At 72.3% G+C, this 23,307-nt stretch carries 23 protein-coding genes and 1 pseudogene; 12 read left to right on the forward strand and 12 right to left on the reverse strand.

Annotated elements, in window-relative coordinates:
* Positions 1 to 48: 48 nt before the first annotated feature.
* The 5 genes from hypB (at position 49) to hypE (ending at position 5,773) form a co-directional block, all read left to right on the forward strand.
* Positions 49 to 843 carry a hydrogenase nickel incorporation protein HypB gene (hypB, locus tag ACIPPM_RS29530; RefSeq protein WP_401453279.1) on the forward strand — a complete coding sequence of 265 codons (795 nt, stop codon included), beginning with the start codon at positions 49 to 51 and terminating at the stop codon, positions 841 to 843.
* Positions 840 to 3,191: a carbamoyltransferase HypF gene (hypF, locus tag ACIPPM_RS29535; protein ID WP_401453281.1), complete on the forward strand. Its 2,352-nt coding sequence runs from the start codon at positions 840 to 842 to the stop codon at positions 3,189 to 3,191. Before hypB ends, hypF begins: the two co-directional genes overlap by 4 nt.
* 47 nt (positions 3,192 to 3,238) lie before the next feature.
* Positions 3,239 to 3,529 (forward strand): HypC/HybG/HupF family hydrogenase formation chaperone, encoded by a 291-nt coding sequence (locus ACIPPM_RS29540; protein ID WP_393597707.1) that lies wholly within the window; start codon positions 3,239 to 3,241, stop codon positions 3,527 to 3,529.
* The gene (hypD, locus tag ACIPPM_RS29545; protein ID WP_401453283.1) at positions 3,526 to 4,671 is read left to right on the forward strand and encodes a hydrogenase formation protein HypD; all 1,146 of its coding nucleotides are present in this window, start codon (positions 3,526 to 3,528) and stop codon (positions 4,669 to 4,671) included. The genes ACIPPM_RS29540 and hypD overlap by 4 nt, the downstream gene beginning before the upstream one ends.
* 112 nt (positions 4,672 to 4,783) lie before the next feature.
* Positions 4,784 to 5,773, forward strand: coding sequence for a hydrogenase expression/formation protein HypE (hypE, locus tag ACIPPM_RS29550; protein ID WP_401453465.1), 990 nt, complete (start codon positions 4,784 to 4,786; stop codon positions 5,771 to 5,773).
* Between the two features lie 60 nt (positions 5,774 to 5,833).
* On the opposite strand, the gene hypA is transcribed toward hypE, so the two are convergent.
* From hypA to ACIPPM_RS29595, 9 genes are all read right to left on the reverse strand, one after another.
* Positions 5,834 to 6,181 (reverse strand): hydrogenase maturation nickel metallochaperone HypA, encoded by a 348-nt coding sequence (gene hypA / locus ACIPPM_RS29555; protein WP_401453285.1) that lies wholly within the window; start codon positions 6,179 to 6,181, stop codon positions 5,834 to 5,836.
* Positions 6,182 to 6,188: 7 nt separating this feature from the next.
* Positions 6,189 to 6,398: a hypothetical protein gene (locus tag ACIPPM_RS29560; protein WP_401453467.1), complete on the reverse strand. Its 210-nt coding sequence runs from the start codon at positions 6,396 to 6,398 to the stop codon at positions 6,189 to 6,191.
* Positions 6,399 to 6,427: 29 nt separating this feature from the next.
* Complete coding sequence (locus ACIPPM_RS29565) at positions 6,428 to 6,634, reverse strand: hypothetical protein (RefSeq protein ID WP_401453287.1); 207 nt, start codon at positions 6,632 to 6,634, stop codon at positions 6,428 to 6,430.
* Between the two features lie 20 nt (positions 6,635 to 6,654).
* Positions 6,655 to 7,245: a DUF5947 family protein gene (locus tag ACIPPM_RS29570; protein WP_401453289.1), complete on the reverse strand. Its 591-nt coding sequence runs from the start codon at positions 7,243 to 7,245 to the stop codon at positions 6,655 to 6,657.
* Positions 7,242 to 7,808 (reverse strand): NifU family protein, encoded by a 567-nt coding sequence (locus tag ACIPPM_RS29575; RefSeq protein WP_401453291.1) that lies wholly within the window; start codon positions 7,806 to 7,808, stop codon positions 7,242 to 7,244. The genes ACIPPM_RS29570 and ACIPPM_RS29575 overlap by 4 nt, the downstream gene beginning before the upstream one ends.
* Positions 7,801 to 9,594 (reverse strand): nickel-dependent hydrogenase large subunit, encoded by a 1,794-nt coding sequence (locus ACIPPM_RS29580; RefSeq protein WP_401453293.1) that lies wholly within the window; start codon positions 9,592 to 9,594, stop codon positions 7,801 to 7,803. Before ACIPPM_RS29580 ends, ACIPPM_RS29575 begins: the two co-directional genes overlap by 8 nt.
* Positions 9,595 to 9,660: 66 nt before the next feature.
* A complete protein-coding gene (locus tag ACIPPM_RS29585) occupies positions 9,661 to 10,752 on the reverse strand; it encodes a hydrogenase expression protein HypE (RefSeq protein WP_401453295.1) in 1,092 nt (363 codons plus the stop codon).
* A gap of 85 nt (positions 10,753 to 10,837) precedes the next feature.
* Positions 10,838 to 12,343, reverse strand: coding sequence for a hypothetical protein (locus ACIPPM_RS29590; protein ID WP_401453297.1), 1,506 nt, complete (start codon positions 12,341 to 12,343; stop codon positions 10,838 to 10,840).
* Between the two features lie 131 nt (positions 12,344 to 12,474).
* Positions 12,475 to 13,125, reverse strand: a complete 651-nt coding sequence (locus ACIPPM_RS29595; protein WP_401453299.1) for a DedA family protein — start codon at positions 13,123 to 13,125, stop codon at positions 12,475 to 12,477.
* A 163-nt stretch (positions 13,126 to 13,288) separates the two neighbouring features.
* On the opposite strand from ACIPPM_RS29595, the gene ACIPPM_RS29600 reads away from it, so the two are divergent.
* Entirely contained in the window at positions 13,289 to 14,845 is a 1,557-nt protein-coding gene (locus tag ACIPPM_RS29600; protein ID WP_401453301.1) for a hypothetical protein, read from the forward strand.
* On the opposite strand, the gene ACIPPM_RS29605 is transcribed toward ACIPPM_RS29600, so the two are convergent.
* Positions 14,812 to 15,843, reverse strand: a complete 1,032-nt coding sequence (locus ACIPPM_RS29605) for a LysR substrate-binding domain-containing protein (RefSeq protein ID WP_401453303.1) — start codon at positions 15,841 to 15,843, stop codon at positions 14,812 to 14,814. The two genes, ACIPPM_RS29600 and ACIPPM_RS29605, sit on opposite strands and share 34 nt — an antisense overlap.
* A gap of 207 nt (positions 15,844 to 16,050) precedes the next feature.
* Between ACIPPM_RS29605 and snpA (ACIPPM_RS29610) the strand changes: the two genes are divergently transcribed.
* Both snpA (ACIPPM_RS29610) and snpA (ACIPPM_RS29615) read left to right on the forward strand, forming a co-directional pair.
* Positions 16,051 to 16,719 (forward strand): snapalysin, encoded by a 669-nt coding sequence (gene snpA / locus ACIPPM_RS29610; RefSeq protein WP_401453305.1) that lies wholly within the window; start codon positions 16,051 to 16,053, stop codon positions 16,717 to 16,719.
* Between the two features lie 231 nt (positions 16,720 to 16,950).
* A complete protein-coding gene (gene snpA / locus ACIPPM_RS29615; RefSeq protein ID WP_401453307.1) occupies positions 16,951 to 17,622 on the forward strand; it encodes a snapalysin in 672 nt (223 codons plus the stop codon).
* A 63-nt stretch (positions 17,623 to 17,685) separates the two neighbouring features.
* Here snpA (ACIPPM_RS29615) and ACIPPM_RS29620 read toward each other — a convergent pair whose 3' ends face one another.
* Positions 17,686 to 18,555: a DMT family transporter gene (locus ACIPPM_RS29620; protein ID WP_401453309.1), complete on the reverse strand. Its 870-nt coding sequence runs from the start codon at positions 18,553 to 18,555 to the stop codon at positions 17,686 to 17,688.
* Positions 18,556 to 18,762: 207 nt separating this feature from the next.
* Here ACIPPM_RS29620 and ACIPPM_RS29625 point away from each other — a divergent pair, with 207 nt between their 5' ends.
* The 3 genes from ACIPPM_RS29625 to ACIPPM_RS29635 all read left to right on the forward strand — a co-directional run bounded on the left by ACIPPM_RS29625 (position 18,763) and on the right by ACIPPM_RS29635 (position 20,892).
* A complete protein-coding gene (locus ACIPPM_RS29625; RefSeq protein ID WP_401453469.1) occupies positions 18,763 to 19,533 on the forward strand; it encodes a beta-glucanase in 771 nt (256 codons plus the stop codon).
* Positions 19,534 to 19,765: 232 nt separating this feature from the next.
* On the forward strand, positions 19,766 to 20,230 hold the full coding sequence (locus tag ACIPPM_RS29630; protein ID WP_401453471.1) for a DUF2199 domain-containing protein: 465 nt from the start codon (positions 19,766 to 19,768) through the stop codon (positions 20,228 to 20,230).
* The gene (locus tag ACIPPM_RS29635) at positions 20,227 to 20,892 is read left to right on the forward strand and encodes a hypothetical protein (protein ID WP_401453311.1); all 666 of its coding nucleotides are present in this window, start codon (positions 20,227 to 20,229) and stop codon (positions 20,890 to 20,892) included. The genes ACIPPM_RS29630 and ACIPPM_RS29635 overlap by 4 nt, the downstream gene beginning before the upstream one ends.
* 759 nt (positions 20,893 to 21,651) lie before the next feature.
* Here the strand turns inward: ACIPPM_RS29635 and ACIPPM_RS29640 are convergent.
* On the reverse strand, positions 21,652 to 21,978 hold the full coding sequence (locus tag ACIPPM_RS29640) for a hypothetical protein (RefSeq protein ID WP_401453473.1): 327 nt from the start codon (positions 21,976 to 21,978) through the stop codon (positions 21,652 to 21,654).
* A 212-nt stretch (positions 21,979 to 22,190) separates the two neighbouring features.
* Here ACIPPM_RS29640 and ACIPPM_RS29645 point away from each other — a divergent pair.
* Positions 22,191 to 23,268, forward strand: a pseudogene (locus ACIPPM_RS29645) (IS110 family transposase).
* Positions 23,269 to 23,307 lie beyond the last annotated feature (39 nt).

Consider the following 23,307-nt stretch of genomic DNA (forward strand, 5'->3'; position numbering starts at 1 on the left):
GGCACGGCCCAGGGCCTAGGCGCCCGATCTTCCCGAGGAGCTGTGCCCATGTGCCGGTCCGACGTCAAGCAGGCCGTCCTGGCCAAGAACGACGATCTCGCCGCCCGCCTCCGTGCGGACCTCGCCGAACGGGGCGTCACGGTCGTCAACCTGCTGTCCAGCCCCGGCAGCGGCAAGACCGAACTCCTCGGCCGCGTCCTCGCCCGCGCCGTGCAGCGCGGCGTCCCGGTGGCCGCGCTCACCGCCGACCTGGCCACCGAGAACGACGCGCAGCGCCTCGCCCGCTCCGGCGCCCCCGTCCAGCAGCTCCTCACCGACGGCCTGTGCCACCTGGAGGCCGGCCAGGTCCGCGACCGCCTGGACGGCTGGCTCCCCGCCGACACCGAGGTGCTGTTCGTGGAGAACGTCGGCAACCTCGTCTGCCCCGCCTCCTACGACCTCGGCGAGACCCTGCGCATCTCCCTGATGGCCGTCACCGAGGGCGAGGACAAGCCCCTGAAGTACCCCACCGCGTTCGGCTCCGCCCACCTGGTCGCCATCACCAAGACCGACCTCGCCGAGGCCGCCCGCTTCGACGAGGCCGCCTTCCGGGCCAACGTCCAGCGGGTCAACCCCGGCGTCGAGACCGTACGGACCTGCGCCCGCAGCGGCGACGGCGTCGACGCCCTGCTGGAGCGCGCCCTCGCCGTCCGGCACGCACCGCCCGCCCACCGCCCGCCACTGGCCCCCGGCCCGCACTCCCACGACCACGGTCACGGCGGCCACTCCCACGACCACGACGGCCACTCCCACGGCTCCGAAGGCCACCCCACGCACCACCCCGCCGCCGCCCCCCGCGCATGACCGCCCCCGCGACGGGCCGGGTGCGCCGCCGCCTCACCGTGCGGGGCACGGTGCAGGGGGTCGGCTTCCGGCCCCATGTGCACCGGCTCGCCGCGGAGCACGCCCTCACCGGGTTCGTCGGCAACACCGCCGACGGCGTACTCATCGAGGTCGAGGGACCCATGGCCGAAGTAGAGCTGTTCTGCGCGCGGTTGGCCGAACGGCCGCCCCCGCTCGCCGCCGTCACCGGCATCGGTCACGAGGACCTCCCCGCCACCGGAACCGACGACGCGTTCACCATCCAGGCCACCGCACACACCACCGGCCGCACCCAGCTGCCGCCCGACACCGCCACCTGCGCCGACTGCCTGCGCGAACTCGCGGACCCGGCCGACCGCCGCCACCGGCACCCCTTCGTCACCTGCACCCACTGCGGCCCCCGCTTCACCATCGCCACCGCGATGCCCTACGACCGCGCGGCCACCACCATGGCCCGCTTCCCGATGTGCCCCTCCTGCGCCCGCGAGTACGGCGACCCGCTCGACCGGCGCTTCCACGCCCAGCCCGTCGCCTGCCCCGACTGCGGCCCCCGCCTGAGCCTCGTGGCCGCCGAGGGCACCGGAGCCCGCCCGGCGCGCGACGCCGACGCGCTCACCGCCGCGCGGGCCCTGCTCGCCCAGGGCCGGATCGTGGCCGTCAAGGGCCTCGGCGGCTACCACCTCGCCTGCGACGCCACCGACACGCGCGCCGTCACCACCCTGCGCGCCCGCAAGGAACGCGGCGGCAAGGCGTTCGCGGTGATGTGCGCCGACCTCGCCACCGCCGGACGCGTCGCCCACCTCACCGAAGCCGCACGCGCCGCCCTCACCGGCCCCGGACGCCCCATCGTCCTGCTGCGCGCCCGCACCACGCCCGACGGCCCCCGCCTCGCCGACGAGATCGCGCCCGGCAGCCCGCACATCGGCGTCATGCTGCCCTACACCCCCGTGCACACCCTGCTGTTCGGCCTGCCCGGCGATCCCCCCGGACCCCGCGCGCTCGTCATGACCAGCGGCAACCGCTCCGGCGAGCCCATCGTCACCGACGACGCCGAGGCACTGGTCCGGCTCGCCGGACTGGCCGACGCCTGGCTCACCCACGACCGGGCCATCGCCGCCCCCTGCGACGACTCCCTGCTCCGGGTACGCCCCGACGGCACCGCCCAACTCCTGCGCCGCTCCCGCGGATACGTGCCCCGCCCGCTGACCCTCCCGGTATCGGTCCGGCCCGCGCTCGCGGTCGGCGGCGACCTGAAGAACGCACTCTGCCTCGCCGAGGACGACCAGGCGTGGTTCGGGCCGCACATCGGTGACATGGGCGACCTCGCCACCCTGGACGCCGCCCGCCGCGCCGAGGCCCACCTCGCCGCCCTCACCGGCGTCACCCCGCGCCTGATCGCCGCCGACCGGCACCCCGGCTACCACTCGACCGCCCACGCCCGCCGCCGCGCCACCGAAGCCGCCCTGCCGGAACCGGTGACGGTCCAGCACCACCACGCCCACATCGCCTCCGCCATGGCCGAACACGGCCTCGACGGCACCACCCCCGTCATCGGCGTCGCCTTTGACGGCACCGGGTACGGCGACGACGGCACCGTGTGGGGCGGCGAGATCCTGCTCGCCGACTACACCGGGTACCGGCGCTTCGCCCACCTCGTCCCCGCCCCGCTGCCCGGCGGCGACGCGGGCGTCGCCAACCCCTGCCGACAGGCGCTGGCCCGGCTCTGGGCGGCCGGACTCGACTGGGCACCCGACCTGCCGAGCGTCGTCGCCTGCACGGAGAGGGAACTCGCCGCGCTGCGCGCCCAGTTGGACCGGCAGGTCGCCTGCGTGCCGACCAGCAGCATGGGGCGCCTCTTCGACGCCGTCTCCTCCCTCACCGGCGCCTGCCACCGCGCGGGCCACGAGGCGGAGGCCGCGCTCGCCCTGGAAGCCCTGGCACTCGCGGCGCGGGACGCGGACGGCGGGGAGTACGCCTTCGGCATCGCACACGGACCGCGGGCCGACCCCGCGCCGATGCTGCGCGCCCTCCTCGCCGACCGCCGCAGGGGCGTACCCGCGCCCGTGCTCGCCGCCCGCTTCCACCGGGGCGTCGCGGGAGCGGTGGCCGAGCTGTGCCGACGGGCCCGCGCGGAAACCGGTCTGACCACCGTCGCCCTCACCGGCGGGGTCTTCGCCAACGCCCTGCTGGAGGAGGACAGCACCGCCCGGCTCACGGCCGACGGCTTCACCGTCCTGCGGCACGGCCAGGTACCCCCCAACGACGGCGGGCTGGCGCTCGGCCAGCTCATGGTCGCGGCCCACGTGCCCCGGCCGGACCGAGCCCGCTGATCCGCCGACCCGGCCATCAGCCCACCCCAGACGAGACGGAGTGACCCATGTGTCTTGCAGTGCCCGGCAAGGTCGTCGCCATCGACGAAGGCGCCGACCCGCTCACCGGGCTCGTCGACTTCGGCGGAGTGCAGAAACAGGCGTGCCTGGAGTACCTGCCCGATGTGCGGGTGGGGGAGTACGTCATCGTGCACGTCGGCTTCGCCCTGCAGAAGCTCGACGAGGAGTCGGCCCGCGCCTCGCTGGAACTGTTCGAGCAACTCGGTCTGCTGGAAGAGGAGTTCGGCGACGCCTGGGAGCAGGCCGAGCGGCAGGGAAGCGGAGTCGAGAACCAGTGAAGTACATCGACGAGTTCAACGACCCCGCGCTGGCGCGCCGCCTGCTGGACGAGATCCGGGCCACCGTCACTCGGCCCTGGGCCCTGATGGAAGTGTGCGGCGGCCAGACCCACTCCATCATCCGCCATGGCATCGACCAACTCCTCCCCGATGAGGTCGAGTTGATTCATGGGCCCGGCTGTCCGGTGTGCGTCACCCCGCTCGACGTCATCGACAAGGCCCTCGCGGTCGCCGCCCGCCCCGGGGTGATCTTCTGCTCCTTCGGCGACATGCTCCGCGTGCCCGGCACCGACCGCGACCTGTTCCGGGTCAAGGGCGAGGGCGGCGACGTACGCGTGGTGTACTCCCCGCTCGACGCGCTCGAACTGGCGCGCAAGAACCCCGACAAGCAGGTGGTGTTCTTCGCCATCGGCTTCGAGACCACCGCACCCGCCAACGCCATGGCCGTCCACCAGGCCCGCCGCCTCGGCCTGGACAACTTCAGCCTGCTGGTCTCCCACGTTCGGGTCCCTCCGGCGATCGAGGCCATCATGACCGCCCCCGAGTGCCGGGTGCAGGGCTTCCTCGCCGCCGGGCACGTGTGCAGCGTGATGGGCACCGCCGAGTACCCGGAGCTGGCCGAGCGGTTCCGGGTGCCGATGGTGGTCACCGGGTTCGAACCGCTGGACATCCTGGAGGGCATCCGCCGCGCCGTGCACCAGCTGGAGCGCGGCGAGCACCGGGTGGAGAACGCCTACCCGCGTGCCGTGCGCGAGGAGGGCAACCCGGCCGCGCTGCGCATGCTCCAGGACGTCTTCGAGGTCACCGACCGCAACTGGCGCGGCATCGGCCCCATCCCGGCCAGCGGCTGGCGCCTCGCCGAGGCCTACCGCGCCTACGACGCCGAGCACCGCTTCGACGTCACCGGCATCCGCACCGAGGAACCCGCCGTCTGCCGGGCCGGGGAGGTGCTCCAGGGCCTCATCAAGCCCACCGAGTGCGAGGCGTTCGGCACCGCCTGCACCCCGCGCACCCCGCTCGGCGCCACCATGGTCTCCAGCGAGGGCGCCTGCGCCGCCTACTACCTGTACCGCCGCATGGAAGGCGGACCCACGCCGCGCGGATCACGCATCCCGCGAGAGGAGATGAACCCCGTTGGCTGACCTCACCGAGACCCTCACCGAGACCCTCACCGAGACCCTCACCGAGGGCCCCGCGACCGACCCCGCCAATTGGACCTGCCCCGCCCCCCTGCGCGACCAGGGCGTGGTCGTCATGGGCCACGGCGGAGGCGGCGCCCTCTCCGCCGAACTCATCGACCAGGTCTTCGCCCCCGCCTACGGCAACCCCACCCTCGCCGGGCTCGCCGACTCCGCCGTGCTCGAACTCGGCGGCGCCCGGCTGGCGTTCTCCACCGACTCCTACGTGGTGCGCCCGCTGTTCTTCCCCGGCGGCTGCCTCGGCGACCTCGCCGTCAACGGCACGGTCAACGACCTGGCGATGAGCGGCGCCCGACCCGCCTACCTGTCCACGGCGTTCGTGCTGGAGGAGGGCGTCGAACTGGCCGTCGTCGACCGTATCGCCCGCGCGCTCGGCGCCGCCGCCCGTGCCGCGGACGTCACCGTCGTCACCGGCGACACCAAGGTCGTCGAGTCCGGCCACGGCGACGGCGTCTACGTCACCACCGCGGGCGTCGGCCTCGTGCCCGACGGCGTCGACATCCGGCCCCAGCGGGCCCGGCCCGGCGACGCGGTCATCGTCAGCGGACCGATCGGGCTGCACGGCGTCGCGGTGATGAGCGTGCGGGAGGGGCTGGAGTTCGGCGTCGAGATCACGTCCGACACCGCCCCGCTGGCCGGGCTGGTCGCGGCCATGCTCGCCGTCACCAAGGACGTACATGTGCTGCGCGACCCCACCAGGGGCGGCCTCGGCGCCTCCCTGAACGAGATCGCCCGCGCCTCCGGCACCGGCGTCCGGATCACCGAGCGCGCCGTGCCGGTACCGGACGAGGTCGCCAACGCGTGCGGCTTCCTCGGCCTGGACCCGCTCTACGTCGCCAACGAGGGCAGGCTCGTCGCCTTCGTACCCCGCGAGCACGCCGACGCCGTGCTCGCCGCGATGCGCGCCCACCCGCAGGGCGCCGGAGCCGCGCTGATCGGGGAATGCGTGGCCGAACACCCCGGCATGGTCACCGTCGCCACGGGACTCGGCGGCACCCGGGTGCTCGACCTGCCGCTCGGGGAGCAGCTGCCCCGCATCTGCTGACCCGGACACGCGCGAACCGGCCCCCCCTCGGAAGGGCGGGGCCGGTTCGCGCGTACGGGGTCAGGGCACCGCCTCCACGGCGATGATCTCCAACTCCCGTCCGCCGCGCAGATCCTGCGACGGCTGGTCGCACGCCGGGCACCAGAAGAACGGGGGCATGCCCACCGCGAACTCCGCCGCGCACCCGCCGCACCAGGCCACCGCCGTCACCTGCTCCACCACCAGCCGGGCCGAGGCGAGCGGGGTGCCGTCCCGGGCCACCTCGAAGGCGAACTGCAGCGCGTCCGGCACCACACCCGCCAGCTCGCCGACCCGGACGGTCACCGAGGAGACGTCCCCGGCGCCGTCCGCGCGGGCGATCTCCCCGGCCTGCTCCAGGATCGCGGTCGCGATCGACAGCTCGTGCACCGGTGTCTCACGGGTGCCGGCGGGCCGTGCGCAGGCCCCCGGTCATCCGGTAGATCTTGATCTCCCGGATCATGCCGGGGACCTCCTTCACGAGCAGCAGCAGCGTCAGCCCGGCGAGCACGGCGGCCTGGGCGACGAGCACCCGCCGCCCCGTCCACAGGGTCCGCTCCGCCTCTTCGACGGCGCGCGCGGCCTTCGCGGCCTTCTCGATCTTCATGGCGCTCACTTCCTGCCTCTCCTCCCGGCTCATCCCGGCGGAATGTTCGGCATGACGTCGAGGATGGCGTCGTGCCGCTTGCTGCGGATACCGGTGGAGCGGCTCGCGTCGGCGGTGCCGTCCTCGTGATGGCCGGTCTGCTCCTGGTAGGGGCCCTGGTTTCCCTCGTGGAGGCCCGGCACGTGCGTCGGCGTGTCCGGCTTCACCTGGGGACGGCCCACTCTGATCTTGCCCATGATCGTCTCCTCTCTGGACTTCACGAACGCTCGGTGAGCTCCGCGAAGAACCGTTCGACGGCCGGCCACACCCGGCCGCCGCCGGACAGCCCCTGCCACTCCGCGCGGACCAGGGCGACCATCCGGAAGCAGTCGTCGATCGGTACGATCCAGTGCTCTTCCTGGCCGCGCACCGTGTTGATCAGGAGCGCCTCCACGTCGGGTACCACGGAGGCGAGCGGCGGACACACGGCGGCCAGCCCGTGCCAGGCGCCGGAGTCCACCTCCCACCGCATGGCCCCGGCCGGGCTCGGCCCCTGCGCGGTCACCGCGCCGTCGGCGCGCGGCACGAAGAACACCAGACCCACCGGCACGCCCAGCGCGGCCGTGTCGACCGGCGCGAGCCGCACCCGGCGCCGGGGCACCAGCCGGTACCGGCCTCCGCCCGCCCCCTGCTCGGCGAACAGCACCGAGCAGGGCCCGCAGACACAGCGGACCTCGTCGGCCGCCGTCTCGAAGAGATGCCGGTGCTCCTCGGCCACCGGGGCGGCGCACAGCTCGCACACCTCGGCCCGCCCGGCCCCGGCCAGGGCCGGGCCGGAGCGGATCAGCCGGGCCAGCGCCCCGCTCACCGCGCCTCCTGCGGGCGCTCCGCCCGGCGTGTGGTCAGCGTGGCGAGCGGCACGAACGCGGGCGGCTTCGCCCGCTCGGCCGTGACCGCCTCCACCGACCGCAGCTCCGGAGCGGCGGCCAGTACGGTCGCCCGCACCACCTCGGCGACATCCGCGCCGCCCCCGCCGCACCCGGACCCGCAGCCACCGCCGCCGGAGTCGACCCGCACCCGGGCCACCTCGCCCTCGACGCCGAGCCACTGGAGGTCCCCGCCGCGCTCACGCACGGCCGGACGCAGCCGCTCCACCGCGCGCTCGGCACGCCGCTCGGGCGGCTCGGGGTGCAGGGAGTGCAGCACCAGCAGATGCGCCAGCAGCTCGTCGCCCGCCACCCGGTCCAGCAGGGCGGCGTCCGCGCCGTCGAGCATCCGGGCCAGCGCCTCCCCGTACACGTCGGTCAGCAGGCCCACCGACTCCAGCGCCTCGGCCGAGTCGCCCGCCGACTCCAGCCGCTCCAGCAGCTCGTCCAGCCGGGCGAGCCGCGCCTCGACCGCCGGGTCGGCGAACCGGGCGCCGTCAGCCATGGTTCACGCCGAAGGTGGGGGAGTGCACGACGTCCAGCGTCTTGCCCTTGCCCATGTACATGTGGACACCGCACGGCAGACAGGGGTCGAAGCTGCGCACGGTACGCATGATGTCGACGCCCTTGAAGTCGTCCGGCCCGTTCTCCTCGAAGATGGGCTGGCCCTGGACGGCGTCCTCGTACGGGCCGGGGGTGCCGTAGATGTCGCGGGGGCTCGCGTTCCACGGGGTCGGCGGGTACGGGTGGTAGTTGGCGATCTTCTTGTCCTTGATCACCAGGTGGTGCGAGAGGACCCCGCGCACGGCCTCGTGGAAGCCGCAGCCGATCGCCTCGTCCGGGACCTCGAAGTCCTGGAACACCTTGGTCTCGCCCGCCCGCAGCAGCTCCATGGACTCCTCCAGGAACTGCAGCGCCATCGCGGCCGCGTACGCCACGAAGTAGGGCCGGGCGCGGCCGCGTTCGATGGTGTTGCTCCACTGCGGGATGTGCCACTCCAGTGTGGTCTCCGGCAGGGACTCGCCCTTGGGGAGCTGGATGCGCACCTTGCCGTCGCCCGAGCTGACGTACCGGGTGTCGACCAGGCCGCTCAGCGCGGTCGACCACAGGCGCGCCAGCGGGCCGCCGCCGGTGTCCAGCGCGAGGTGCTTGTCCGTCTCCTGGTGGTACCAGCGCGGGCTCATCACCCAGCTGTAGTTGCCGTCGAACTCGCGCTTCTGCGGCACCGGGACGGTCGTCTGGTTCCACGGGTGGCGCATGTCCACCGGGTTGCCCAGCGGGTCGTGCGTGACGAAGGGCTGCTCGTTGACCCAGTCGTCGTAGTACGAACTGCCCAGCATGATGCGCAGGTTGAGGTTGATGTCGATCAGGTTGTTGGTGACGAGCTTGCCGTCGACGACGACGCCGGGGGTGACGTACATCGCCTTGCCCCACTCGTTCATCGTGTCGTAGCGATAGTCGGCGACCGCCGGGTTCTGCCACGCGCCCCAGCAGCCCAGCAGGATGCGGCGCCGGCCGACCTCCTCGTAGCCCGGCAGGGCCTCGTAGAAGAAGTCGAAGATGTCGTCCGCCATCGCCACCGACTTCTTGACGAAGTCGATGATGTGCATCAGACGGCTGAGGTAGTCGGTGAAGATGGCGGGCTGCGGCATGGTGCCGACGCCGCCCGGATAGAGCGTCGAGGGGTGCACGTGGCGGCCCTCCATGAGACAGAACATCTCACGGGTGACCCGGCTGATCTTCAGCGCCTCCTTGTACACCTCCCCCTCGAAGGGGTTGTACGAGCGCATGATGTCGGCGATGGTCCGGTAGCCGTGGATGTGGCCGCGCGGTGCCTCGGTGCGCTCGGCGCGGGCCAGGACACCGGGGTTGGTGGCCTTGACCATCGCCTCGCAATAGTCCACGAACAGCAGGTTGTCCTGGTAGATCGTGTGGTCGAACATGTACTCGGCGGCCTCGCCGAGGTTGGTGATGTGCTCGGCCATCGGCGGGGGCTTGATGCCGTACGCCATCTGCTGGGCGTAGTTGGAGCACGTGGTGTGGTTGTCCCCGCAGATACCGCAGATGCGCGAGGTGATGAAGCCCGCGTCGCGCGGGTCCTTGCCCTTCATGAAGACCGAGTAGCCGCGGAACAGCGACGAGGTGCTGTGGCACTCCGTCACCTCCCGGTTGGCGAAGTCGATCTTCGTGTAGATGCCCAGGTTGCCGATGATCCGGGTGACCGGGTCCCAGGACATGTCCACGATCTGGGCGGGTTTGCGTCCCGTGGGCCGTGATTCGGTGGTTGTCATCTGCGGTACTGCCCTCGCTGTCGGGGTGTGCGGGTGGGTGTCGGGCCTGCCGCGGCCGACCGGGCGTCAGGGACGCCAGTACGGGTCGTAACCGCTGGTGAGCTTGCGCTTCTTGTGCCGCCACTTGGGCTCGTGGTTGACCATCTCGTTGGTCACGCCGCGCAGTCGGCGCACGATGGCGCCGTACGGCTTGATGACCAGGGAGGACAGGGTGCCGCCGGGCGGCTCGTCCATGAACGGCATGAACGCGTCCGGGAAGCCGGGCATGGTGCACCCGATGCAGATGCCGCCGACGTTCGGGCAGCCGCCGATCCCGGCCATCCACCCGCGCTTGGGCACGTTGCAGTTGACCACCGGTCCCCAGCAGCCGGTCTTCACCAGGCACTTGGGGGAGTTGTAGTCGAGCCCGAAGTCGCCCTGCTCGTAGTACGAGCCCCGGTCGCAGCCCTCGTGGACGGTCTTGCCGAACAGCCACTGCGGCCGCAGCATGTGGTCCAGCGGGGGCGGCGGCGCCGAACCGGCGGCGTGCTGGAGCACCCAGATCAGGGTCTCCATGAAGTTCTCCGGCTGGATCGGGCAGCCGGGCACGTTGACGATGGGCAGTCCGGCCGTCGACTTGTAGTCCCAGCCCAGGTAGTCCCCGAGGCCCATGGAACCGGTCGGGTTGCCCGCCATGCCGTGGATGCCGCCGTAGGTCGCGCAGGTACCGGCCGCGACCGTCGCCCACGCCTTCGGGGCGAGCTGGTCGATCCACCAGTTGATGGTCTGCGGCTGCCCGGTCGCCGGGTCGTTGCCGAACGACGTCCAGAAGCCGTCGCCCTCGATGATGTCCTGGTTGGGCACCGAGCCCTCGATGACGAGGATGAACGGGGTCTCCAGCTCGCCCCGCGCCGCCTGCCGGTAGGGGGTGAGGAAGTCCTCGCCGCCCAGGCTCGGCGAGAGCACCTTGTTGACCAGGTTGACCTTGGGGAGGCCGGGGATCAGGCCGAGGACCACGTCCTCGATGGAGGGCTGCATGGCCGCCGTCAGGGAGACGGTGTCGCCGTCGCAGCTCATCCCCTCCGAGATCCAGAGGATGGTGATCTCGTCTATCCCCTCGTGTTCCTCGGATCGTTCGATGCGCTCACGTGCCGCGGTGGTGTGGCTCTCGGTCGTCATGTCGCCTGCCTTCGCTGCGGTCGGTCGGCCGCTGGGGGAGGGGGTGTCGCCGTCAGGGGCGTCCGGGGCTCGGGTCCGGCTGGGCTCAGGGTCGGGGCTCGGCGCCGTCGCCGAGAGGCTGGAGTTCCTCGGGCCGGAAGTAGTGGAAACGGCCGTACCAGCCGTGCAGTTCGGCCGCCGGATCGTCGTCCACGGTCACCGCCAGGTGCACGCTGCCGTCCACGTCGTGGAAGACCCCGGCCACCTCGGCCGTCCGCCCGACCAGGAACATGTCCTGGGCGTCCGCCCCGCGCAGCCGCGGGTTCAGCCGCACCTTGCTGCCGGTGCCGAGCGGGACGCCGTCCACCGCCACGGTGTCCGTCGTCGGGGACAGTCCGGCGTCACCGCCCTCCTGCCACCAGGCGGGCCGCGCCTCGGGGGTCCGTGCCACGGGGGTCGCCTCGGGGGTCTGCGCGACGGGGGTCAGCGAGCGGATCGCTCCGTGCAGCTTGGAGAAGACCTCGGGCGGCATCGTGTCGACCCGGTCGAGGATGCGCGCGGCGCGCGGGTCGGTGGCCCGGGCCTCGGCCTTCTCCTCGTCGGTCAGCAGCATCGTGCGCAGCGTCAGGATCTCGTCGATCTCCGCCGCGTCGTGCAGATCGCCGGGACTCTCCGGCGCCACCTGGGGATGGTCCGGCAGGATGATCGGCGCCGAGAGCAGTACGGGACCGGTGACGCCGTCCCCGTCCTTTCCGGCTTCCCCGCCCTTCCCGGCCGGTCCGCCGAGCACCGGGAAGGTGAAGGCGCTGCGGCAGCCGCGCGCCCGCTCCCGCAGCGCGGCGGGCGGGTCGGTCTGCGACACGAACTCCAACCCGTCACCGCCGAGCAGGGTGTGCGCGGCCAGCAGCGCCTGCCGCAGCGCCCGCGCGCGGGGGGCGCGGATGTCCGGCGCCTCGCCCGCGTTCTCGGTGCGCACACTCAGCCGGTACAGGCCGGCCGCCAGCTCCTCGGCCGCGACCGTGGTGTGCGCCCGTACCCGCTCGCGGCGGCGCACGACGCGCCCGGCACCCAGGTTCTCGGTCTCGACGGCGGGCGGCGCGCCGACCTCGGCGGTGCACGGGCCGCGCAGCAACTCCGCCAACGGCCAGGCGAGGTCCACCTCGTACGGGACCGCCTCGTCGAAGCTCAGGTGTGCCGTGCCGTCGTCCGTACGCAGCGACGCCACCGGCCGGTGCCGTCCGTCCTCGCCCCGAGCCTCCACCTGCTTGCGCTGGAGCTGCAGATACCGCACCCGCACCCGCGGCACCGCGTCCGTGGCCGCCCGCACCAGGCACTCGGTGCGCTGGTACCAGGAGTCCGCCGAACCGGAGATGCCCTCGGCGACCGGTCCGTCCGCCTCCACCCAGGTACGGGGCAACAGCACCCCGAACTGCCAGCGGACGCGGTTCTTGGCCGAGGAACGGCGGTAGGGGTACAGCAGATAGCCCTCGTACAGCACGGCGTCCGCGACCGCGCCCACCTGAGTGAACGGATCGTTGGACAACCCCTCGGGGATGTCCCGGCCGGGCGTGGCGACGCACGCAGCGCCGCTCCCGCCTCCCGTGTCAGCCATGCCGCCTCCTCGCCGCCGGTGCATGGGGCCATGTCTCCCACCCACCGTCACACCGCTCACGCGGCCTCGCCCCTTAGGCGCAGCGCGGTTGAGCCGGGCGGGTGACGTGCGGGGGAGCGGGAGGAGCGGGCTCAGTCGCCGGTGTCGCCGTGCTCGCCGCGGCCACGCCGGGAGCGGAGCACCTCCACCAGCAGCGGCACCAGGGAGATCGCCACGACGAGCGCGATCAGCGGCAGCAGATAGTCGTCCACGTGCTCGACCGACGAGCCCAGCGCCCAGCCCGCCAGCACCAGGCTCTGCGACCACAGCACCCCGCCGACCGTCTGCCAGACGGTGAAGGTCCGCGTCGGCACCCCGAGCGCCCCCGCGGCCGGATGCAGCACGGAGCGCAGCATCGGCACGAACCGGCCGATCACCAGCGCCTTGCGGTACCCGTACCGGGCCAGCAGCCGTTCCGCCCGCGCCACGCCCTCCTTGACCCGGTGGCTGGAGGTGCGGGTGAGCAGCGCCCGGCCGCCGTGCCGCCCGATGAGGAAACCGACCTGGGCGCCCGCCACCGAGCCCACGGCGGCACACAGCATCACCTGCCACAGCACCAGCCGGGGCGGCTGACCGGCGTGCTGGACCGCGCTGAGCACCCCGGCCGGGAACAGCAGCGTGTCCCCCGGCAGGAAGAAGCCGACGACCAGCAGCCCGGACTCGGCGAACGTCACCGCCAGCACGCCCAGGGCACCGAAGGCGGCCAGCAGCGACGCGCTGTCCGTAGGGTTGACGGCGTTCACCGCCCATCGCCTCCCGGCCCGCCGATCGGTCGTCCGACCCCCAGTCTCACGTGAACCGGGCGCCCGCGCCCGCGCGTCGTCCGGCGCGCACACCCTCTGTCGTGACCCCGACACGGGCCGTAGACTTGCCGGGAGCGCGGGGCGGTTGACAGGGGGAGCCGACATGCCGGAAGCGCCGTACGGCCCGGACCAGCACTTCACCGTTCCGCCGATGCCGCCCGGCCCGCCACCCGCGCCGCCGAACCCACTGCGCGCGGCCGCCGTGGCCCTGCTCAACCTGAGCGGACTCGGCCTCGGCTACGCCCTGCTCCGCAAATGGGGCCCGCTGGCCTTGTGCCTGGTGGCCACCGCCGTCCTCCTCTTCCTGGCGCTGCCCGCCGACGCCGACGGCATACCCACCGGCGTACTCGTCGGCTACGGCGTCGTCCTGCTGCTCGCCGCCGCCCATGGCGCCGTCGTGGGCCTGCGTACCCCGCTGGCCCGCGCCCCGCTCGCCCTGCTGCTCGGCCTGGTGCTGCTCGCCGTACCGGTGGGCGGCGCGCTCTGGTACGACGGCGCCCGCGCGGAGGCCGAGCAGCAGGCGCTGCTCGACCGGCTGGAGAAGGCCGACGACCTGGTGGCGGCGGCCGCACGCGGAACCTTCGCCGCCTCCCGCTCCGACTACCGCTCGGCCCTCGCCGTCTACCGCGACCTCGCGGTCGACCACCCCGGCTCACGCGCCGCCGACCGCGTCCCCGCCCGGATGCGCGCCTACTACTCCACCATCGGCGCCGCGTACGGCCGGGGGGAGTACTGCCTGGCCGTCGAGCCCCTCCAGTTCCTGCGCACGGTGCCCCGCACCATGCCCGCCGACCGGCTCGGCACGCTCACCCACTGGCCCGACGACCGGCTCGCCACCTCGCTCTACGAGTGCGGCGCGGCCGACCTCACCGACGGCGGGGACGCGTGGACCGGCCACTTCCGCGAGCTGCTCGGCACCTTCCCCGGCTCAGCGGCCGCCGCCAAGGTGGTGCCCGCCGCCGACACGGCCGTCCGCACCGCCCAGCAGGGCGTGAGCGGGACCGCGCCCTGCACCGCCGTGGACCGGCTGCGCGCCCTCGGCACCCGGTTCACCGACCTCGCCGCCGCGGCCGGTGACGCCTCCACCGGCCTCACCGCGGCCGCCGCCCGCGCCGCCCGCGACGGGGACGCGGGCGCCTACGAGTGCGGGGTGGACCAGTTCAAGGGCGGTGACTTCGCCGGGGCGCGCGAGAGCATGCGGAGCTATGTCTCCGACACCAAGGGCGGTGGCAAGCGGGAGCGGGCGAAGAAGATCGCCATCGGCGCCGAGGTCGCCCAGACCCTTCCGGCCGCCGGGAAGAGCCTGCCAACCACCGCCTCCGGCGGGAGCATCTCCGTCACCGTGAAGAACGACAGCCCCCACGACATCACCGTCCTCTACACCGGCCCGGTCACCGGCAGCTTCACGCTGAAGGCGTGCGGTGGCTGCACCGCGTACTCCCTGGCCGCGACCATCACGCCCGGCTTCAAGCCGTGCTCCGACAGCGGGCGGAACTACCCCGCGCGCACCATCCGGCTGCCCGTCGGCACCACGTACTTCGTGCACCGGCCCGGCGGCACCGGCGCGGGTGCGCCCGCCTCCGACACCGCGCGGCTGCGGTCGGGCTATCTCTACACCGAATGCGCCTACACCACGCGGACGTTCGGGTCCGGTACCTGACCGGGCCGGTGCGCCGGGCCCGGCACGGTCCGGGTCATGGCGCAGAACAGGGCCGGTTCCGGCTCCGGGTCCGGTACGCGCTCCAGCCAGTCCCGGTACGCCGGTGCCTGGTGGGCCACCTCCCAGTAGGCGTCCGCCAGCTCCGGGAACCCCCGGTCGAGGTCGGTCTCGGTGCGCGCCGCGACCAGCAGCCGGACCCCGATCGGGTCGCCGTGCAGCGGGCGGATGGCGAGGTCGGAGCGGGGGTGCGCGGTGGGCTGGCTGACCGTGACCACCTCGCCGGTGGCGGCCAGCGAATAGGCGGTGAGGTAGTCGCCGTGCAGCAGGTCCGGCTCGATCCCCGCCTCGCGCAGCACCCGGCAGATCGCGTCCCACTCGCCGTCCACCGTGGAGTCGACCATCCACCGGTCCTCGGCCAGCTCGGTGAGCCGCACCTCGCTGCGGGCCGCAGCCGGATGGTCGGCGGCCAGCGAGACGAACTGCGGCTCCCGCTCCACCAGCACCCGCAGCCGCAGCCCGTCCGGGACCCGCAGCGGGCTGCCCTCCACCTCGTGCACGAAGGCCAGGTCGAGCGCGCCCTCGGCGACCAGGCGCAGCAGCGCGTTCGCGGACGCGTCCATCTGGAGCGAGGGATCGGCCGCGGGCACGCGTGAGCGCAGTCGGCGCAGCCAGCCGGGCAGGGCGCGGCTGGCGGTGGCGCCGATCCGCAGCCGGGGCCCGGCGGAGGCGCGGGCGGCGGCCGCGCGGGCCTCGGTGACGAGCGCGGCGAGTTCCCCGACCAGCGGCCGGGCCCGGCTCAGCACCATGCGGCCCAGCGGGGTGGGGCGGCAGCCGGTGTGGCCGCGGGTGAAGAGCCGGCCGCCCAGCGCCTGTTCGATCCGGCCCAGCTGGGTGCTCAACGAGGGCTGGGCCAGGCCGAGATCACGTGCCGCCTGATGCAGGCTGCCCGCATCGGCGATGGCGCACAGAACCCGGAAGTGCCTCACCTCTAGCTCCATGACGGGAGCCTAGGTCGGTTGAGCATGCCCACGCCAGACGCATAAATCACCGCGCACCGGCACGAGTTGCCGGTGATAGCCCGGTGCTATCGCAACTTGCCATTAGCCGGGGGCTGTTGATCTATCCAAGACTCGGAGGCAGCCGGTCGTTCACCCCCACTCGAACGACGGCGACCCCCACACGCATCGAAAAGAGGAGCACCCCACATGTCGTCCTCCAGCATGCCCGCGAAGACCACCAGAATGTTCGTCGCCCTGGGCCTCGGCGTGGCCGCCGCCACGTTCGGTGCCGCCGCCCCGGCGTCCGCCCAGCCCGTCGCCGCCACCGCCCACGCCGGATACACCGGCTCCGCCCAGGAGTCGGCGAACAACAAGGCGTTCTTCGACGCGGTCATGAAGTCGGTCGCCGAGAAGCGGGCCGACAACCCGGGCCTGAAGTCGGTCACCATCACCTACAACCCGTCGGCCGCGCCGACGTTCAGCTCCCAGATATCGAGCGCCGCCTCGATCTGGAACAGCTCCGTCTCCAACGTCAAGCTGTCGGCCACCTCCGGCACCGGCGACTTCTCCTACCGCGAGGGTGACGACTCGCGCGGCTCGTACGCCTCCACCGACGGCCACGGCAGCGGCTTCGTCTTCCTGGACTACGCCCAGAACCAGCAGTACGACTCGGTCCGCGTCGTCACCCACGAGACCGGCCACGTGCTCGGCCTGCCCGACCACTACGAGGGTCCGTGCAGCGAGCTGATGTCCGGCGGCGGCCCCGGCCCGTCCTGCACCAACTCCAGCCCGGACGCCAATGAGCGCGCCCAGGTCGACCAGCTCTGGGCCAACGGCTTCGCCAAGGCCCTGGCCAAGGTGAACCAGGCCCGCTGACCCCTCAGCGCGCCCGACAGGAACACCGGACCGCGGATCGTCGCCCCCACGCGACGGTCCGCGGTCCGTCGTGCGTGGGGGCCGTACGCGGTGCCGGTGACAGCCGGGTGATAGCGCCCCGCTATCCCAACTTGCCATCATCCGGACGCCGTTGACCTGCCCGAGACTCATGGGCAACCGGCCGTTCACCCCCATACGGACGGCCCCCCACGTACGAAACGAGGACCCCACATGACGTCGTCCCGTACGTCCGCCAAGACCGTCAGATCCCTGCTCGCCCTCGGTCTCGGCGTGGCCGCCGCCGCGCTCGGCGCCACCACTCCCGCCTCCGCCCAGCCCGCCCCCGTCGCCGCCCCGCACGCCGGGTACACCGGCTCGGCGCAGGAGGCGGCCAACAGCAAGGCGTTCTTCGACGCCGTGGTGAAGTCGGTCGCCGAGCAGCGGGCCGACAACCCGAGCCTCAAGGCCGTCACCGTCTACTACAACGCCAGCCAGGCGCCGAGCTTCCGCTCGCAGATATCGAGCTCCACGTCCATCTGGAACAGCTCGGTCTCCAACGTCAAGCTCGCCTCGACCACCGGCACCGGCAACTTCTCCTACCGCGAGGGCAACGACTCGCGCGGCTCGTACGCCTCCACCGACGGCCACGGCCGGGGCTACGTCTTCCTGGACTACGCGCAGAACCAGCAGTACGACTCGATCCGGGTCACCGCGCACGAGACCGGCCACGTGCTCGGCCTCCCCGACCACTACAGCGGCCCGTGCAGCGAGCTGATGTCCGGCGGCGGCCCCGGCACCTCCTGCACCAACCGCTACCCGAACGCCGCCGAGCGTTCCCGCGTCAACCAGCTGTGGGCCAACGGGCTCGCCAAGGCGCTGGCGAAGGTGAACCAGGACCGCTGAGCGTCCTCCTGAACCCGCGGGCCGTCGTCCACCCGGTGGACGGCGGCCCGTTCGCGTGCGGGCTCAGTCGTCCGAGCCGGGCGGCGGGCGCTCGATGAGGTTCTGCACCGCCCGGCTCAGCACCAGCACGCCCCCGACGATGAGGATCGCGCCCAGCGCCTCGGGGACGAGCCACCAGCCGGTGCGGATGCGCTCGTGGAACAGGAAGATGCCCAGGGCCAGGCTGACCACCGCGTCCCCGATGGTCAGCGCGGGCTGGGCGGCGGCCAGCGGGCCCGCCTGGAGCGCGTTCTCCAGCAGCAGCACCGCCGCCGCGCCCGCCAGCGCGAAGCCGTACGTCTGCCAGGACGTGAGGAACGCCTCGAAGCCCTCGTCGGCGAACGTGCCCGTGGCCGACTTCAGCAGAGCCGCCGTCAGGGCGTTGGCGATCGCCGATCCCGTGGCCAGCAGGGCGGCGCGGCCGGTGGCCGGACGCTCGTGCCGGGCCAGCAGCACGACCACGACGATCGTTCCGACGCCCAGCACCAGTGCCGGGACCCAGCGGGTCAGCGGCGCCTGGTCGCCCGCGCCGTGCGGTGCGGCCGCCGCCAGTAGCACGGCCAGGCCCACCACCACCCCGCCGACCCCCCACCAGCCGTAGCGAGGCAGATGCCGGTGCAGCAGTGGGCCGACGATCAGCAGCGCGAACGGCAGCTCCAGGATGAACAGCGGCTGCACCAGGGCCAGCGGCCCGTTGACCAGCGCCAGGCTCTGGAACACCGCAGCGCCGATCACCCCGGCCATGCCCAGCACCCAGGCCGGGCGGCGCACCAGCTCCGCCAGCAGCTTGAGGCCGCTGCGTTCGCTGGTGGAGGCCGCCTTGCGCTGGAACGCCGTGCCCATGGCGTTGCTCGCGGCACCCGCGACGGCGAAGGCCGCGGCCAGTTCGATCACTGATGTCTCCCGCCTGCGTAAAGCCTATGAAAAGCCTACGAAAGCCCTGCCCCGTGCGCCGCTGGACCGCCGCCGCGCACACCCGTCCGCGCCAGGCTCTGGCCGAAGCTCCGGCCCGTATTCACTCGTTCGGGTTCTTTCTGTGCTGATGTCCGGGTCTGGGCGCATGGCGCGTCGCTGGACGGAGAGAACACGGACATGACGGACATGCACGAACCGAATCCGGGCAGTCCCCTCCCCGGTCCGCGGTCCGCCGCCGCTTCCGACGTGGTGTTCACCGCGGACTTCACGTCCGAACGGCAGTGGGTGGCGGGCCGCTCCTGGGCCTATCCCGACGGCGGCCCGATCAATCCGGGCGACGACAAACTCGACTACCTGGTGGCCGACCCCGCCTACAGCCGCTCGGGCGTCTTCCGGGCCCGACGCAGACCCGACGGCCGGTTCAACACCGGACTGCTCACCACCGAGGGCAGCCCGGACGGCTTCCAGCTCCGCGCCGGGGACGTGCTGGAGGCCCGCGTCCGGCTGCCCCGCGAGATCGGCGCCTGGCCCGCCATCTGGACCTGGCGGGACGGCGGCCAGGAGGTCGACGTCTTCGAGTACCACCCGGACAACCCCGACCTGCTGGAGTTCACCAACCACGTCCGCGGCAGCAACCGCTACTGGCGCGACGACATGATCAGCCCCGGTGCCTGGGTCGATCTGCGCACCGAGTTCGGCACCCGCTCGGTCGTCTGGTGGGTAAACGGCAGACGCGTCTTCGCCGACCAGCGCGGCACCGGACGCGGCTGGCACGCGTACATCATCGTCAACCTGTCCGTCTGCGGCGGCCGCTACCACCCGCCACCCCGCCGCGAGACCACGGAGATGTCCTACACGGTGAGCCGACTCGTCGTCCGCCGCCCGAACTCCACCCTCGCCGAGGCCCAGGCCGTCACCGCCGAGGAGGGAACCGACGACCAGAAGACCGAAGTGTGACGCACCGCCCCCGGCCGACTCGCGGCTGAGTACCTGATGGCACTGCTCTGCGGGTCGAAGGTCAGCTCGATGCGGATGCACCCTGTTGTGACGGAGCGAGATGGTTGGCCCTGGAAGGGGCTTGCGGGGCCGCCTGAGACTGAGGCGCAGCCGGTCACTAGGCTCCGGCCCCATGACCAGTGATCTCGGGTTCACATGCGCGTGCTGCGGGACCCGCCACCCTGAGCTTCCCATGAACTGCACGGCCGAGGCCCCGGCTGTGTGGGAGTCGGCCTTTGCCGACGCCGACGACTGCCTGCTCTCGTCGGACCAGTGCGTGATCCGCGCGCAGCACTACTTCGTCAAGGGTCTGATCGAGATACCGGTCATCGACAGCGACGAGGTGTTTTCCTGGGGCGTGTGGGTCTCGCTGAGCCGAGAGAATTTCTCCCGGGCCGCGGACCTGTGGGAAAACCCCAGTCGAGAGTCCGAGAAGCCGTACTTCGGCTGGCTCACCACCGACCTGCCGGTCTACCCGGCCACGACTCTCGACCTGAAGACCTACGTCCACACCCGCCCGGTCGGTGAGCGCTTTTTCGTCGAGCTTGAGCCCACTGACCACCCACTCGCCGTCGAGCAGCGCACAGGAATCACCCTGGACCGCGTGCGGGAGATCGCGGCGGCCGTGCTCCACGCAGGCGACGACGCGCAGCGGTGACGGCCGGCAGCCCGATATCGCCCATCCCGGTCGGGCCAACCGGCCTGAGCTCCAGGGCCCGGCGGTTCATCGAGGTGGCGGGCATCCGCGTCCCGCGGCAGGACGTCCGGCGACACCGCGACGCGATGCTCGGGCACGGGGTCCCCGCCGCGGAAGCCGACCGGGCCACCGCCTTCCAGGACCGCTGGGGCGGCCTCGCCCTGCCGCCGGCCCCGTTCTACGAGGGCGGTCCCCGCATCCTGGACGCCGGCTGCCCCGAGCGGATGTCCGGGCAGGGCTGGTCCTTCGAGGCGGGCCTGTGCCGGGTCTCCATGGCCTACAAATTCATGATCGGCCCTGACGGGGCCTTCGGCATCGACGCCTCCCACTGGACACCCCTGCACGCGGACACGGACGGCTGGGTGGAATCCCTGGCTCTCGCCGACCACGCCCGCCGCTGGGCCAGAACCGTCACAAGGATCAAAGGCAGGGCGGTCGAGGCCCTGGGCCTCGGCGGCTTCGAGCCCGTGCCCGAAGTGCGAGGAGTGACCGACAACTGGTGGCGGGGTGCGAACTCCCTCATCGCCGTGTACCGGGGTGAGGCCATCGGCCTTGACGCCCCGCAATGCCTCGAAGCCCACATGTACGGCGGCCTCGACGAGTGGGGCCTCCACGGCGGCTGACGGACAGGGGCTGGATCTGAGCACCTACGTGGTCAGAAGGGCCAACCATCTTGCTCGCTCACAGCTGCGATCCGGGAGTGGCACGCCGTCCACCGGCGGCTCGGCCGTCGGCCCAGCAGGGCGCTCCGGCGGCAACTGCTCGCCCTGTCCGCCGAGGTGCGGGCAGGACCGCACCGAGGCGCGGGCCGCTCTGCACGGTGGTCCCGTCATGGCCGAGCTGCCGCAGATCACGGGTACACGGCGCAGGATGCGGGCCGACTAAACGCGCGCTCTCCTCGTCGAGCCGGGCATCAAGCCGTGTCCCACCTGCCGTCCCGAGTCCAAACCCGGCATGGACGTGGCGTGAGCCCGTGAGGGCGGCTGCCTTGGGTGCCGGCCGACGATGCTCGCCCAGCCCAGGCGTCGGCGAATCGGTCAGGCACTTGGGGCGGGGGCGAGCGGGCCGTCATTCAGCGGGATCGACGTCAGGCAGGGGCATGCCCGTCTTGGTCAGGCGGTGGAGGCTGAGTCGGACGGCGGTCGAGCGAAGGCCAAGCTCACGCGTCAGGATCTTGGCAGGCTCGTCGGGCGACTTTCACATCAGGACGGCGCCGAGAGCACCGGCCGCCACGGTGACCAGGGCGACGGCCCAGACGCCGCAGTTGTCCTGGGCGGCGACGACGATGGAACCACTGACATTCCTGAAGGAGTCTCAGAAAAGCTTCATGTTCGACAAGTTGGCAGTAAACGCACGTAGAGCACGAGTCGCCTTAGCCTGTCTTACCTTCTTGGTGAGTTCGAACCTTCGCCCGGCAGTCCTGCCACGAACGCTGCAAGATCGGATGCTTCGGGCGGCGCCTGTCCATACAGAAACCGCTGGTAGTGGTCGGTGACGAGACGGCGCAGGTCTGCCTCAGCCGGTTCAGCACCCGTGAGTTCGAGGGTGACCTGATGTGGCTCACCCGTCATGCGCAACGGCCTGGCCAGGGAATCGAACCCGCAGACGTATTCGTCGGGCATTTCCCACCACGCCTCGGCGGAGCCTTGGTCCGGCAGGACATACATGTGGTGATCGTCATCAAAGAGAATCACGCGGCCGATCGGCATAGTCACTTGTGGAGTATGGCGCACCCTGCAGATCGGATGCGCTCCCCGGCAAGCTCGAACACCACATGGGTTTCGCCAAATAAGATGACTGCTTAGGCAACTTAGCCGCCCGGAGCCCCGCGACGACTCGACCACCAATGGGGAATCGCGACTCTATCGCTCCGTAAGACAACGTCGGCGAGGTCGTCTGCGGGACCGGACGTGACGACGGGCTGGCGGAGGGGAACGCGCCCGAGATCTGGGCCGGACTGGACATCGGCAAGAAGCACCACCACGCCGTGGTGATCGACGCCGACGGCAAGCGGCTGCTGTCCCGCCGCGTGATGAACGACGAGACCGAACCGCTCCAGCTCGTCGCCAACGTCCTGGAGATGTCCGGCGACGTGCTGTGGGCCGTGGACATCAACAACGGCATCGCCGCCCTGGCCATCGGTCTTCTCCTCAACCACGGACAGCCCGTGGCCCACCTCACCGGCCGGACCATCCACCAGGCGTCCACCACCTACCGCGGCGAAGGCAAGACCGACGCCCGCGACGCCTTCATCATCGCCGACCAGGCCCGCATCCGCCGCGACGTCAGCATGCTCCGCCCCGGCGACGACATGGTCCTCGACCTGCGGCTCCTCACCGTCCGGCGCCTGGACGTCGTCCACGACCGGACCCGCCAGATCAACCGCCTGCGCGCCCAGCTCCTGGAGTTCTTCCCCACGCTCGAACGGGCCCTGGACCTGACGAAGAAGGGCCCCGTCGTCCTGCTGACCGCTCACCAGACCCCGGCCGCGATCCGCCGCATGGGCGTTGGGCGACTGGAGACCTGGCTGCGCAACCGCAAGGTCCAGAGGGCCGACGCGCTCGCGGCCGCAGCCGTGGAAGCAGCCCAGGCTCAGATGACCGCCCTGCGTGGGGAGGAGCTCGTCGGCCGCCTCGCCCGCTCGGTGGCTGCCCACAACGATGAGGCGGCCGAACTCGACGCCCGGATCGAAGCCCGCTTTCGTCAGCACCGGGACGCCGAGATCATCCTCAGCATGCCCGGGGCATGGGCCCCACCACAGGCGCCGAGTTCATCGCCGCGCCCGGCGGCGACCTCAGCGCCTTCGCCAGCCCCGACCGCCTCGCAGGATTCGCCAGGCCCCAGTCCCTTGGGACTCCGGAAAAGTCAGCGGCAACCTGCGCAGGCCACGCCGCCACCGCGGCCTCCAACGCGCCCTCGCCCGCCGACGCATCAACGTCCTGTGGGCCATGATCCGTGACCACACATCCTTCCAGACCGCCCCGGCCGCTGGTGCCTAGGACGGCATCCGAGCAGCCACGGCACCGGCTCCGCTGGCC

The organism is Streptomyces sp. NPDC090119, from assembly GCF_044747085.1.
GTDB lineage: Bacteria > Actinomycetota > Actinomycetes > Streptomycetales > Streptomycetaceae > Streptomyces.